The 13,416-nt window shown below is 63.5% G+C and carries 8 protein-coding genes; 3 read left to right on the top strand and 5 right to left on the bottom strand.

Features of this window, described 5'->3' with window-relative positions; all coding sequences use genetic code 11:
- Nucleotides 1–56 precede the first annotated feature (56 nt).
- The 3 genes from FQ192_RS28675 to FQ192_RS28665 all read left to right on the top strand — a co-directional run bounded on the left by FQ192_RS28675 (nucleotide 57) and on the right by FQ192_RS28665 (nucleotide 2,134).
- Nucleotides 57–590 (top strand): NfeD family protein, encoded by a 534-nt coding sequence (locus FQ192_RS28675; protein ID WP_149661539.1) that lies wholly within the window; start codon nucleotides 57–59, stop codon nucleotides 588–590.
- 2 nt (nucleotides 591–592) lie between these two features.
- Nucleotides 593–1,351, top strand: coding sequence for a slipin family protein (locus FQ192_RS28670; protein WP_133840018.1), 759 nt, complete (start codon nucleotides 593–595; stop codon nucleotides 1,349–1,351).
- Between the two features lie 408 nt (nucleotides 1,352–1,759).
- Nucleotides 1,760–2,134: a DUF6124 family protein gene (locus FQ192_RS28665; RefSeq protein WP_149661538.1), complete on the top strand. Its 375-nt coding sequence runs from the start codon at nucleotides 1,760–1,762 to the stop codon at nucleotides 2,132–2,134.
- A gap of 102 nt (nucleotides 2,135–2,236) precedes the next feature.
- Here the strand turns inward: FQ192_RS28665 and FQ192_RS28660 are convergent, their stop codons facing one another.
- The 5 genes from FQ192_RS28660 to FQ192_RS28640 are packed head-to-tail and all read right to left on the bottom strand — an operon-like array spanning nucleotide 2,237 to nucleotide 13,410.
- Nucleotides 2,237–3,181: a sulfotransferase family protein gene (locus FQ192_RS28660; protein ID WP_149661537.1), complete on the bottom strand. Its 945-nt coding sequence runs from the start codon at nucleotides 3,179–3,181 to the stop codon at nucleotides 2,237–2,239.
- A complete protein-coding gene (locus FQ192_RS28655; RefSeq protein WP_149661571.1) occupies nucleotides 3,169–3,954 on the bottom strand; it encodes an aspartyl/asparaginyl beta-hydroxylase domain-containing protein in 786 nt (261 codons plus the stop codon). Before FQ192_RS28655 ends, FQ192_RS28660 begins: the two co-directional genes overlap by 13 nt.
- On the bottom strand, nucleotides 3,951–4,556 hold the full coding sequence (cysC, locus tag FQ192_RS28650) for an adenylyl-sulfate kinase (protein WP_149661536.1): 606 nt from the start codon (nucleotides 4,554–4,556) through the stop codon (nucleotides 3,951–3,953). The genes FQ192_RS28655 and cysC overlap by 4 nt, the downstream gene beginning before the upstream one ends.
- On the bottom strand, nucleotides 4,540–6,057 hold the full coding sequence (locus FQ192_RS28645; protein ID WP_149661535.1) for a TolC family protein: 1,518 nt from the start codon (nucleotides 6,055–6,057) through the stop codon (nucleotides 4,540–4,542). The genes cysC and FQ192_RS28645 overlap by 17 nt, the downstream gene beginning before the upstream one ends.
- Nucleotides 6,058–6,099: 42 nt before the next feature.
- Entirely contained in the window at nucleotides 6,100–13,410 is a 7,311-nt protein-coding gene (locus FQ192_RS28640) for an Ig-like domain-containing protein (protein ID WP_149661534.1), read from the bottom strand.
- Nucleotides 13,411–13,416: the final 6 nt, after the last annotated feature.

Raw genomic sequence — 13,416 nt, 5'->3', positions numbered from 1 at the left:
AACTGAGGGCTCAGCTAGACTGTAGACAGAGCACCCCGACTCTCCCGGAGGGTCACGTGAACATTCGTTGTTGTGCGGTGGCGTTGCTGTTGGCCCTGAGCGGATCGGTTTTCGCGGCGGACGCCGTTGTGCTGTTCGTGCCCGATCCCCTCGGTATGTGGCTGATCGTGTTCGGCATCGCGTTTCTGGTGGCCGAGGCCACGTTGCCCAATTACGGCGTGATCGGCCTCGGTGGGCTGGTGATGTTTGTGGCCGGCGCGGTGATTCTGACCAACACCGACGTGCCGGTGCCGTTGATGATCGGCCTGGGGCTGGTCAGCGCGCTGTTGCTGGTGTTCCTGGTGATCCATGCCCTGAAAACCCGACCGCGCGAAAACGTCAGCGGCGATGCCGGACTGGTGGGCAGCGTCACGCCGGTCACCACGTTGCAGACCGGCAGTGCCTATAACGGCTGGGTGCACCTGCAAGGCGAACAGTGGCAAGTACAGAGCGCCACACCGCTGCAACCCGGGCAACGGGTCCGGGTGGTGGCGCGCAAGGGATTACTGCTGGAAGTGGCCGCGGCTGACGCGGCGCCGGGTGGAGAATAACCATGGGCTTGCAACTGGGTTTTGCCGCGCTACTGCTGTTGGCGATTGCACTGGCGGGGTCGACCTTTCGCATCCTGCGTGAGTACGAGCGCGGGGTGGTGTTCCAGCTCGGGCGATTTTGGCAGGTCAAAGGCCCCGGTTTGATCCTGTTGATTCCGGCAGTGCAGCAAATGGTGCGTGTGGACTTGCGCACCATCGTCCTCGACGTGCCGCCCCAGGACGTGATCACCCGGGACAACGTCTCGGTCAAGGTCAACGCCGTGCTGTACTTCCGCGTGCTCGACCCGCAGAAGGCAATTATCCAGGTCGAAGACTTCCTCATGGCCACCAGCCAATTGGCCCAAACCACACTGCGCGCGGTGTTGGGTAAACACGAACTCGATGAGCTGCTGGCCGAACGCGAGCGGCTGAACGTGGATATCCAGCAAGTGCTCGACGCCCAGACCGATGCCTGGGGGATCAAGGTGGCCAACGTCGAGATCAAGCACGTGGACCTCAATGAATCGATGATCCGCGCCATCGCCAAACAGGCCGAGGCGGAACGGGAGCGGCGGGCCAAGGTGATCCACGCCGAGGGTGAATTGCAGGCCTCGGAAAAGCTGATGCAAGCCGCGGAAATGCTCGGGCGCCAGCCGGGGGCGATGCAGTTGCGGTACATGCAGACGTTGAGTTCGATTGCCGGGGACAAGAGTTCGACGATTGTTTTTCCGTTGCCGATTGAGTTGTTGAAGGGGATGGCGGATTTGTCGTCGAAACCTTAAAAGATCGCAGCCTTCGGCGGCGCCCACAGGCGCGTAGGCGCTGCCGAAGGCTGCGATCTTCTGATCTTTCCTACAGGCACCAACGTCCGGCAATCCCGTCGGAGATTTCCTTCAAGTTGTAGTGGTGTTCGTGAACTTGTTCCAGCCCGGAGCCAGGTCTAGTCTGGCTTTGTCACTGAATAAACGGTGACACGGACGTGCAAGTCCGACGAAACTGTTTAGGTTGCAACTGCTATGTATCCAACGAGCCTTTATCGGCTCGCTGCTTTATGGCGGCTGCGCGCAGGAGATCCTCGGATCTGCTGGGTGTCCTAAACAGTCCCGGTCTTGCACACCTGCGCTCGGCCGCCACCCCATTCGCGTGCAAGCGAACGGTGACGGCCTCCACTTACTGTTTAGGATTTTTATATGCACAAAGTTACTCCGAATCCTCCAGATAACTCTGGAACCGATTCCCCCGAAGCACTCGACGCCATAAAAATGAAAGAAGCCGCCGACCGCGCCTTCGCCCATTACTTCCCCCCAGCGGATGCAAAACCCGCCAAGCGCCGCAAATACCAACTCTTCACCGTCGCCCCGGACATCGACGACCCCGAAGCCCTGCTGGCCAATGCTTCCGAAGACTTGCTGTCCATCAGCGCCATCGCGGCCGGCCTGGCGGACGATGTGGAAGGCTCACTCCGTTCGGTGGCCCTGGCGATCAGCCGTTTGACCGATGGCGTGCAATTGTTGGTGGAGCGGGTGCTGGATCACCATGAGGCGAAGGCTGAGGCCAAACTCTAGCCGTGAGATTTGTGGTGAATTGATGGGCGCCATCGCGGGCAAGCCTTGCTCCTACAGGATTTGCGCTGCCCCTTGTAGGAGCGAGGCTTGCCCGCGAAGGCGTCAGACCTGACGCCCCGTTTCCAGCGCCTGGTACGGCGTTCGCGCCCAACGCTCCACCCGCTCGATCAACAACGCCGAAGCCTCGCGACGCTTGCTGTCGCTGTCCCCGACAAACACTTCCGATGGCTGCTTGGCATGCCGCCCCACCGCCGCAAACACCTGCTCGCGCTGCCCATCATCCAACCCGAAAAACCCGGCCAACCGTCCGGCCATCGCGTCCGGTAATTCGCTGTAATTAACAGCCAATCCCCCAAACTCCCGGCAATGCGCCAACCCCGTCGACAGCAACCGCCCCACCCTTCGAGCGATGTAATCCTCGCGGCTCTCAACCGGCAATTCGTCATCCAGCCCACTCGCGCCAATCATTCCCGGCACCATGTGCATGCCCGAACGGCGCACATGGGACACGGCAATTTCCAACGGATCGCGGTACAAAAACATCCACGGCGTCTCAGGAAAACACGCCCGCAACAACGGCAATTCAGCAATGTTCCAGGCATCAAGCTTGATCACCAACCGCTGCTCCGAACCGCAACGCCGCTGACCATAGGCGGACAGCAATCCTTCGATGGCGACACGCCGTTCAACGGCAGGCAAATCACCGCGCAGCAAGGCATCCAGCGGCGGCGGTTCGCTGATGACGATGTGATTATCGAGCCGGGCCAGCATCTGACTGATCAACGTCGAGCCGCAACGGGAGGCATGAAAAATAAACGCACTCGGCGCCAACCCAGGACTCTCGGCCTGCCACTCACCGAGAGCGGCCAACGGCGTTTGCCGACGAAACGCCTGGTTGAATGGCAACCGCAGCGCATCGTCCACGGCCTCGCGAAAAAACGGCTGATGCAGCGGCGTATCACCAAACCAGCACCAATCCACCTGCCACTCGCCGGCCGGCTGCCAGACCCGAATCGGCAACCACCCTTCCAGGTTCAGGCGTTCCATTGTTCATTCCATTGGCGACGGCCGTTGCGCATCGCCGCCCGCAGTTCTTCCCGGGAAAACACCAGGCCTCGCTCCGCCGCCAGTTCTAAAGTACGAGCGATAAAAACCTCGGTGTCGGCCAAGCCCTGCAACGCTTTCGAAAGCCCGGCATCCCCCGCCACCAACCGCTGAAATTGCTGCAAAGCACCCTCCCCGACATCAGGCGAAGGCGTCGTCGGCACCCCATCGATAATCGCCTGCTCCAGCCACGCACCGGGCCGGCAATCAAGCACCAGATGCACCCTCGCCGAAGTGTCGCGATTGTCCACCCGATGCGGCCGCGACAAATCGAGAAACCAGCATTCCCCCGCCGCCATCGGCATGCGCTGGCCATCGAGGAAAAAATCCACCTGCGGCGGACTCAGCAACGGGATGTGCAGACGCAAATCCGCCCCCGGCGCGCCCAGGTCATAGTCACGATGCTCATGAATGTGCCCGCCCGGACCGAGCCGCAACAGGCGCGCCGAGATGATTTCCAACGACAGGTCGCGCAAGGCTTGCTGCCAGCGGCCATCGCGCAACCACGGCGCGCGCAACAGCGGCTCACCCAGGCCCGGCGACAATTCAGTCAACGCATCCGCCGCCGAAATCAGCGCCACGCCACTCCACTCGCCCGCAAAGTAAGCCGTGTTGAAATGCCCGTGCCATTCGTCCTCACCAACCGCCGCCAACGCTTGCAACAGCAGCGGCAAATCCACCGCCACCGGCAGGCGCGAGAACGCGGCTCGGCTCATCGTGGCGGCAGGACCGCGCATTCGCCGAGCCAGGTCAGCAAGCGGTCGAGGCAGGCCTCGACCGACTGCACGCCGGTGTCGAGCACCAGCGACGCACACGGTGGTGTTTCGTAAGGCGCGGAAACGCCGGTGAACCCCGCCAGATCGCCGCGCCGGGCGCGGGCGTAATGACCTTTCGGGTCGCGCTGTTCGCACACCGCCAGGGAGGCGCTGCACCAGACTTCGCGGTAGTCCTCGCCCAGGCGCTGGGCAAACATTTCTCGCAACTCCACCAATGGCGCAATCATCGCCAGGATCACAATCTGCCCGTTCTCCACCAGCAACGCGGCGAGTTCACTGGCACGGCGAATGTTTTCCTGACGATCACTGTCGGCAAAGCCCAAATCGCGATTGAGCCCGACCCGCAGCCCGTCGCCATCGAGCACCACGCTCTGCACCCCGCGTTCGAACAACTCGGCGTGCAGCGCCTGGGCCAGGGTCGACTTGCCCGCCGCCGGCAAACCGGTGAGCAGAATCGCCGTGCCGCGATGGCCGTTGCGGGCCTCGCGTTGGGCACGGCTGATGCTGGCGGTCGGCGCCCGCAGGTTATTGAGCTGGGGCATGCGCCGCCACCGGCACCGCAATGTTGCCCGACGCCCACGCGGCTTCACGATTGGCCAACGCGGTGGCGATGGACTGGACTTCGGTGGATTGCACTTCGTCCGGCATCGGGTCGAGCCCGGCGCTGGCGAAGATCTGGCCGTACGCGTTGCGCAGATCGGCGTAGGACAGGTCCCGACGCAAATCCGCCTGCAAGGTGTTGAGTTCGCCCTGGATCAAATCCAGCTCGCCAATGCCGGCCGCCTGATGGCGGTTACGCAACTGGCCGAGAATCTGCCCGTCGATGCTCGACAGTTCCTGGTTGGTCTGGAATTGATGCAGCGCCTCCTGGTAGTTGGCGTTGGCCACGTAGAGTTGCGCCAGCACGGCGATCGACATCGCCTGACGCCGCGCCTTGGCCACTTCTTCGCCGGCCTTGGCCACGTTGATGGCCGCCGGGGCAGAGATCACGTTGAACAGGTTCCAGGTCAGCTTCACGCCGTAGTCGGCCCACTTGTCGTTGACCAGAAACGAGTTGCTGTCGTAATGCCCGCCAGCGGAAAACTCCAACCCTGGCAACAGCCGCAGCATGGCTTTGCGGGTTTCGGCGGTGCTGATGCGGGTCTGGTAATCCTGCTCGCGCAGTTCCGGACGGCTGGCCAGGGCTTCGTGCTCGAGGCTGGCCATGCCGACTTTCAATTGCGGAATCGTGTAGTCATCCGGGGTCGCCAGTTTCAGGTCGGTGCCCATCGGCAAGTTGATCAGGGTCGACAGTTCGGTCTTGGCCAGGGACAACGCGCGGCGCTGTTCCTGCAACTGGCGGGTCGCTTCGATCAGCGAGCGCTGGTAACCCAACGCAACCACCGGATCGCCGATGCGTTGATCGCTCATGCTCTGGCTGTTTTTGCGCGCCGTATCGACCCGCGCCGTCAGGCTGTCAATCTGGGTCAGCAAACGTTCGGCAGCCACCGCGCGCCAATACGCCGAGCGCACGTCCTGGACGATGGTGTTGATCACTTTGCGCCGGCGTTCCTGCACGATCAGACGCTGGTCGCCCTGCTGCTTGGCGCTGATGTAGCTGACGCCGAAGTCGAGGACGTTCCACACCATGGTCAGGTCGGCGACGCGACGGTCGCGGTCCTGGGAGGTCGACGGTTCCAGGGACTGGGTGCCGGTCAGCACGCTTTGGCTGCTGGAGGCGCCCTGGTTGCTGCGCCCGGCATAGCCGGCATCGAGGGCCATGCGCGGCAGCATGTCGAAACTGGCGAGGTCGAGTTGGCGCTTGGCCAGGGCCTCTTCCATGATCTTGAGCCGGCCTTCGAGGTTGTATTTCACCGCGCGAGCCATGGCCTGGTGCAAGGTCAGCGGGCCATTGAGCGGCTCCTGGCCGGTGTACATGGTTTGCATATCGCTTTTGGCGCGTTGCTCACTCACGCTGCGTTCAATCGGCTCACTTTTGACGGCACATCCGCTGATTGCAAGCGCCAGCAGGCTGGCGCCGAATAACTTATGACTTCTTTTCATCCCTGGATCGCCCCTAGGTGCCGCACTGTATTAGGTGTGTGTTCAAGCCTGCATTTCGCTGATGCCGGCCTGTTGCAAAGCTGCGGCCAGAAGGCTGACCTGCCGCTGCTCGGTGTCTTTGAGTTCTTGTAATTGCTGGGTCAGGCTCGGCGCGCCAAATACGCCACGCAGTCCCTGGGAAACATCGCCGCTACGGATCGAATGATTGCCGAATGAATTCAGCGAATCGCGCTCGGCGCCGCTGTCCTGATGGAACAGGCTCGACAACGTGCTGGTGCCGAACACCCCGCCATCGCCGCCGCCAAACCCGAGGAAACCGTGCCCCGAGCCATCGCCGGCACTGTCGCTGCTGGCAAAGACCTGAGCGATGAAGCTCGGTGCCAGCGCGCCACGGTTGATGAAGATGTCCCCCAGCGGCCGGATACCGTCGCCCAGCACCCGATCTTCGAACAACGGCGCAAAGGTCAGTGGCGAGGCCAGCGTGCCGGTGGGTGCGGCGAAGATCACCGGTTGCAGCGGCAGGTGCGGTTGATCGATGACGATCACCGGTGCCGGGGTGCGGAATTCCGGATCCGCCGGCACCACCACGACTGTCGTCGGCGGGGCGGTCACGGTGTTGATCGCATAGCCGTTGGATTGGCTGGTGCCGCTGCCGGCATTGCCCGAACCATCGGTCACGCCCGCGACGTTAAGGCTGATCGCATTGTTGGCGTTGCTGAGGTTGCTGGTGGGCGTCAGGGTCGCGGTCCAGGTTTTGCCGCCGTCGTTGCTCGCCAGGTTGGACAAGGTGCCGTTGGCCACGCTGATGTCGGACAGGTCGAAACCGCTCACCGCTTCGTTGAAGCTGAACGTCACCAGCGAGGTCTGGCCCACGCCCAGGTTCGGGTTGGCCACCACCACCGTGGCGGTCGGCCGTTCACTGTCGATGGCGTAGTTGTTGGACACCGCCACGCCCGTGCCGGTGTTGCCGGCCAGGTCGGTGACGTTGCTGGTATCGAGTGCGATGAAGTTGCTCGGGTCGGTCACGCCGGCGGTTGGCTTGAAGGTCGCGGTCCAGGTCTTGCCGCCATCGGTGCTCGCCAGGTTGCTCAACTCGCCGTTGGTCACGCTCAGGTCCGACAGGTCGAAATTGCTCACCGCTTCGCTGAAGGTGAAGGTCACCAGCGTGCTCTGGCCGATGCCCAGGTTCGGGTTGGCGACCGAGATGGTCGCGGTTGGCCGGGTGGCGTCGAGGATGTAGTTGTTGGAGATCGCAATCGTACTGCCGGTGTTGCCGGCGAGGTCCGTCACGTTGCTGTTGTCGAGGATGATCAGGTTGGTGGTGTCGTTGATGCTGGCCGTCGGCGTCAGGGTCGCGGTCCAGGTGGTGCCGCCGTCACTGCTGAGCAGGTTGGACAGGGTGCCATTGGCCACGCTGAGGTCCGACAGGTCGAAACCCGAGACTGCTTCGCTGAAGGTGATGGTCACCGTGGTGGTCGAGCCGATGCCCAGGCGACTGTCCGCCACAACAATGGTCGAGGTCGGCCGCGCGGTGTCGATGGCGTAGTTGTTGGAGTCGGTCACGCCCACGCCGCTGTTGCCCGAGGCATTGGTCACGCCGGTGTTGTCGAGGCTGATCAGGTTGGTGGTGTCGGTCACGTTGACGGTTGGGGTGAAGGTTGCGGTCCAGGTAATGCCGCCGTCACTCGACGTCACGTTGCTCAAGGTGCCATTGGCGATGGTGAGGTCGGCGTTAGTGAAACCGCTGACCGCTTCGCTGAACGTAATGGTCACCCCTGAAGTTTCCCCGACTTTCAATGCGTTGTCGGCGACCACGATAGTCGCCGTCGGCACCTCGGTGTCCACCGCATAGTTCGCTGAGTTGGTCACACCGGTCCCGGCATTGCCGGCCAGGTCGCTGATGCCGGCATTGTTGAGCGTGATGAGGTTGGTGGCATCGGTCACGCCCACGGTCGGGGTGAAGGTCCCGGTCCAGGTGATGCCGCCGTCACTGCTGCTGACGTTGCTCAGCGTACCGTTGGCGACGCTCAAATCACTGTTGTCGAAACCAGTCACGGCTTCGCTGAAGGTGATGGTCACCAACGAGGTTTCGCCCGGCCGCAGGTCGGTATCAGCCATGACGATTGTGGCGCTCGGACGCTGACTGTCGATCACGTAGTTGTTGGAATCGGTGGTGCCTGCACCGGCGTTGCCGGCCAGGTCCTGAATGCCGGTGTTGTCCAGGCGAATGATGTTGCTGGTGTCGGTGATGCCAGCCAACGGTGACAGGGTCGCGGTCCAGGTAATGCCGCCGTCGCTGCTGCTGACGTTGCTCAGGGTCGCGTTATCGATCAACAGGTCGGCGTTGGTAAAACCGGTCACGGCTTCGCTGAAGGTGATGGTCACCAGGCTGGTTTGACCGACGCCGAGTGCCGCGTCGGCGACCACGATGGTCGCAGTGGGACGCTGGGTATCGATGGCAAAGTTGTTTGAGTTGGTGACGCCGCTGCCGGCGTTGCCCGAGGCGTTTTGCACGCCGCTGTTGTCCAGGGTGATGAGGTTGGTCGCGTCGGTGATGGCGTTGGTCGGTGTAAACGTCGCCGTCCAGGTAATGCCGCCATCGCTGCTGGTCACCCCCGTAAGTGTGCCGTTGGCAATCGTCAGGTCGGCGTTGCTGAAGCCGGTCACGGCCTCAGAGAACGTGATCGTCACCAACGAGGTTTCGCCGATGTTCAGCGCGTTGTCGGCGACCACGATGGTGGCGGTCGGCAGCACGGTGTCGATGGTGTAGTTGCCCGAGTTGGTGACGCCTGCGCCCGCGTTGCCGGCCAGGTCAGCCACACCGGTATTGGCCAGGGTGATGACGTTGGTCGCGTCATTCACGCCAACGCTCGGCGTGAAGGTCGCGGTCCAGGTGAGGCCGCCGTCGCTGCTGCTCACGGCGCTCAACGTGCCGTTGGCAATCGCCAGGTCGGCATTGGTGAAACCGGTCACGGCCTCAGAGAAGGTGATCGTCACCAACGAGGTTTCACCAGCGCTCAGGGCGGTGTCGGCCAGGACGATGGTCGCCGTCGGGCGGACCGTGTCGATGGCGTAGTTGTTGGAATCGGTGGTGCCGCTGCCAGCATTGCCCGCCAGATCCTGAACCCCGGTGTTGTCGAGGGTGATCAGGTTGGTCGCGTCGGTGATGGCGCTGGTCGGGGTGAAGGTCGCCGTCCAGGTGATGCCGCCGTCGCTGCTGCTGACCGCCGACAACGTGCCGTTGGTAATCGTCAGGTCGGCGTTGGTGAAACCGCTGACCGCTTCACTGAAGGTGATCGTGACCACGGAGGTGTCGCCGATTTTCAGCGCGGTATCCGCGAGCACGACGGTAGCCGTTGGCCGCACGGTGTCGATGGCGTAGTTGTTCGAATTGCTGGAACCCACGCCGACGTTGCCGGAGGAAACGCCTTGTACGCCGGTATTGTCCAGGGTGATCAGGTTGGTCGCGTCGGTGATCGCGCTGGTCGGGGTGAAAGTCGCCGTCCAGGTCACGCCGCCGTCGCTGCTGCTCACGGCGCTCAACGTACCGTTGGCGATGGTCAGGTCGGCGTTGGTGAAACCACTGACCGCTTCGCTGAAGGTGATGGTCACCAACGAGGTTTCGCCGATTTTCAGGGCGTTGTCGGCGACCACGATGGTGGCGCTCGGCGCGACGGTGTCGACCACGTAGTTGCCCGAGTTGGTGGTGCCGCTGCCGGCATTACCCGCCAGGTCCGCCACCCCGGCGTTGGCCAGGGTGATGACATTGGTCGTATCGTTGACGCCCGCGCTCGGGGTGAAGGTCGCGGTCCAGGTGATGCCGCCATCGCTGCTGCTGACAGCGCTCAACGTGCCGTTGGCGATGGTCAGGTCGGCGTTGGTGAAACCGGTGACCGCCTCGCTGAAGGTGATGGTCACCAGCGAGGTTTCGCCGGCACTCAGGGTCGTGTCGGCCAGGACGATGGTCGCCGTAGGTCGGACCGTGTCGATGACATAGTTGTTGGAGTTGGTGCTGCCCGTGCCGGCATTGCCTGCCGAGTCATTGACCCCGGTGTTGTCCAGGGTGATGACGTTGGTGGTGTCGTTGATGCTGGCGCTCGGGGTGAACGTGCCCGTCCAGGTGACGCCGTCGTCGCTGCTGCTCACGGCGCTCAACGTGCCGTTGGCGATGGTCAGGTCGGCGTTGGTGAAACCGCTGACCGCCTCGCTGAAGGTGATGGTCACCAGCGACGTCTGGCCGATGGCCAACGTGGTGCTTGCGACCACGATGGTCGCTGTAGGTCGAACCGTGTCGATTACGTAGTTGTTGGAGTTGGTGGTTCCCGTGCCGGCGTTGCCTGACAGATCGCTGACTCCGGTTTTGTCCAGGGTCACGACGTTGGTGGTGTCGTTGATCGAAGCGGTCGGGGTCAGCGTGCCGGTCCAGGTAATGCCGCCGTCGCTGCTGCTGACCGCCGTGAGCGTGCCGTTGGCAATGGTCAGATCCGCGTTGGTGAAACCGCTGACTGCCTCGGAAAAGGTGATGGTCACCAACGAGGTCTGGCCGATAGCGAGGCTGGAGGTGGCGACCACGATGGTGGCGGTCGGCCGCACGGTATCAACCCCGTAGTTGTTGGAGTTGGTGGTGCCCGTGCCGGCGTTGCCCGACAGGCTGCTGACCCCGGTGTTATCCAGGGTGACGAGGTTAGTGGTGTCGGTTATCGAGTTGGTTGGGGTCAGCGTAGCGGTCCAGGTGATACCGCCGTCGCTGGTGCTCAGTCCACTGACGGTGCCGTTGGCCACGGTCAGGTCGGCGGTGGTGAAACCGGTCACCGCTTCGTTGAAAGTGATGGTCACCAGCGAGGTTTCGCCGATGGCCAGTGCGGTGTCGGCGACGACGATGGTCGCGCTCGGGCGCACGGTATCCACGGTGTAGTTGTTCGAGTTGGTGCTGCCGATGCCCGCGTTGCCCGCCGTGTCGCTGACCCCGGTGTTGTCCAGGGTAATGACGTTGGTGGTGTCGTTGATGCTGGCGCTCGGGGTGAACGTGCCCGTCCAGGTGACGCCGCCGTCGCTGCTGCTCACGGCGCTCAACGTGCCGTTGGCGATGGTCAGGTCGGCGTTGGTGAAACCGGTCACGGCTTCGCTGAAGGTGATGGTGACTTGCGAGGTTTCGCCGGCGGTCAGCGCGTTGTCCGCGACCACGATGGTCGCGGTCGGCCGCACGGTATCGACCACGTAATTGTTGGAATCGCTGGTGCCGATGCCCACGACACTGCCACTGACGCTCTGCACCCCGGTGTTGTCCAGGGTGATGACGTTGGTGGTGTCGGTGATCGATGCGCTCGGGGTGAACGTCGCGGTCCAGGTCACGCCGCCATCGCTGCTGCTCACCGCGCTCAGCGTCCCGTTGGGGATGGTCAGGTCGGCGTTGGTGAAACCGGTCACGGCGGTGCTGAAGGTGATGGTCACCAGGGAGGTTTCGCCGATGCTTAAGGTCGGGTCGGCCACGACGATGGTCGCGGTGGGCGGCTCGATGTAATTGTTGATCAGGGTGCCGTCGTTGCGCAGGTTGGTCACGTTCGAGGGCGTGCTGCCCGCAGCGCCGCCGCCCGATGCACCACCGCCGGAGCCACTGCCGCCGACGTTGCCGCTCAGGGCCGTGAAGTTGGCCGCCGTCATGATCAGCGTGCCCTTGTTCCAGATCCCGCCGATGCCTTGGCCGGCCGCACCGCCGGGATCAGCGCTACCGCCGTCACCGGCGATCCCGCCGCCACCACCACCGCCGCCACCGGCCGCGATGTTGCCGGTGATGTGCGAGGTGCCAATCACGGTCAAGGTGCCGGAGTTGTAGACGCCGCCCGCAGCTGAACCGCCGATACCGCCGACCCTGTCCCAACCGGAGCCGCCACCGCCGCCACCGACCGTAATGGTGCCGTTGGTGGCTGAACCGCCATGGCCGCCAACGCTGTAGCCCGATGTGCCGGAAGTGCCGCCAGCACCGCCGGTACCGTTGACGGCACCGCCACGACCACCGAGATGAATCGAGTCATAACTGCCGCCGATACCGCCCGCACCGGAACCACCCACGGTCCCGAAATACGTTGGCCGGCCCTGTGCCGTGGTGTTGCCGCCGGCACCGCCGCCTGCTCCGCCAACGCCGCCGCCACCACCACCGCTACCACCGCCGTAAATCGGCGTCACGCCACCGCCGCCACCGCCCCCGGACGCCGCGTTGGCCGTCACGGTGACGTTTTTCAGGGTCAGGTTACCGGCATTCGAAATCCCGCCGCCCAAGGCGTCAGCAGCGGTGAAACCACTGTTGGCGCCATTGCCGGCCGCCAGGCCTTTGGTGATGGTCAAGCCGTCGAGTATCACGGTGCTGCCAGACGCGACTTCGATGACACGGGTTTTGTATTGACCGCTGAGGGTCACGTCCGCCACGCCGTCGTTGTTCAGGTCGCCGTCGATGGTGACGTTCTTATTGATCAGCAATTCGGTGTTCAGGTTGACGGTCATGCTGGCGCTGAACGTGACGATGTCGCCGTTCTGTGCCAGCGCCAGTCGGCCGCGCAGGGACGCACTGTCGCCGCTGTCCAGGTTGTTGGTCGCGGTCCAGGTCGCCAGGCCCCATTGGTAGGCGCTCATGGACTGGGTCGAGAGCACGTTGACGCTTTCGATGCTGCCGGTTGCGATTTCCAGGTTCCAGTCGCCGCCCACACCGGTGCGGTTGGTGGACGCGGCAACATCGCGGCCGGTCATGCTGGCAATCGAGCCGACGAAACTCAGGCCACGATCACCTTCGGCGGTGTAGCAACCGTAGATCAGGATGTCGCCACCGACGTTCATGTCCTTGCCGATTTGCCCGAGTACCGCGCTGCGCTCGCCGACGTTATCGGCGGACAGGTAAGTGCTGCCCAGCCACAGATCCCCGGCGTTGCCGTGGGCAATGATTTCTACCGTGCTGATGCCTTGGTGGCTGCCGAGGTAATCGGCGATCTGTTGCAAGCCGTCCTTGCTGCCGTCGAGTTGCACCACCTGGGTGCCGGGAGCGACGCCTTTGAGCAGGCTGTCCGAGTCTTTGACCCGCGAATCGACGAACACCACCGTCTGCCCTGGCACCGCAACCGGCGTGGCGGCCGGCGCAGGTGTCGCATCGGCTTGGCCGTGGGTGTCCTTGCTGGCGACCGGGTGATCGGCAGTCGGCGCTTTGGCGGCGTCGGCGGTCGGATGGCTGTCAGGCTGGGCGGCATCGGCCACCGTGGCTGCCACCGCGCCGTCGAACAGCATGCGCGGTTCCAGCGAAATGATCATGGGGGCAGCCAGTGCCCGTGCGCCTTCGGTAACCCGTGACTTGCCTTTGCTCCACCACATGCTGCT

This window comes from Pseudomonas sp. ANT_J12, from assembly GCF_008370045.1.
Lineage (GTDB): Bacteria > Pseudomonadota > Gammaproteobacteria > Pseudomonadales > Pseudomonadaceae > Aquipseudomonas.
The sequence above is the reverse complement of the archived record's forward strand: the minus strand, read 5'-3'. Positions and strand labels throughout refer to the sequence as shown.

What these genes read in the sequence shown, in the direction of transcription:
- FQ192_RS28660 (WP_149661537.1), bottom strand. Translation starts at nt 3,181, where the DNA reads ATGGAACGCCTGAACCTGGAAGGGTGGTTGCCGATTCGGGTCTGGCAG.
- FQ192_RS28645 (WP_149661535.1), bottom strand. Translation starts at nt 6,057, where the DNA reads ATGAAAAGAAGTCATAAGTTATTCGGCGCCAGCCTGCTGGCGCTTGCA.
- cysC (WP_149661536.1), bottom strand. Translation starts at nt 4,556, where the DNA reads ATGCCCCAGCTCAATAACCTGCGGGCGCCGACCGCCAGCATCAGCCGT.
- FQ192_RS28640 (WP_149661534.1), bottom strand. Translation starts at nt 13,410, where the DNA reads ATGTGGTGGAGCAAAGGCAAGTCACGGGTTACCGAAGGCGCACGGGCA.
- FQ192_RS28670 (WP_133840018.1), top strand. Translation starts at nt 593, where the DNA reads ATGGGCTTGCAACTGGGTTTTGCCGCGCTACTGCTGTTGGCGATTGCA.
- FQ192_RS28665 (WP_149661538.1), top strand. Translation starts at nt 1,760, where the DNA reads ATGCACAAAGTTACTCCGAATCCTCCAGATAACTCTGGAACCGATTCC.
- FQ192_RS28655 (WP_149661571.1), bottom strand. Translation starts at nt 3,954, where the DNA reads ATGAGCCGAGCCGCGTTCTCGCGCCTGCCGGTGGCGGTGGATTTGCCG.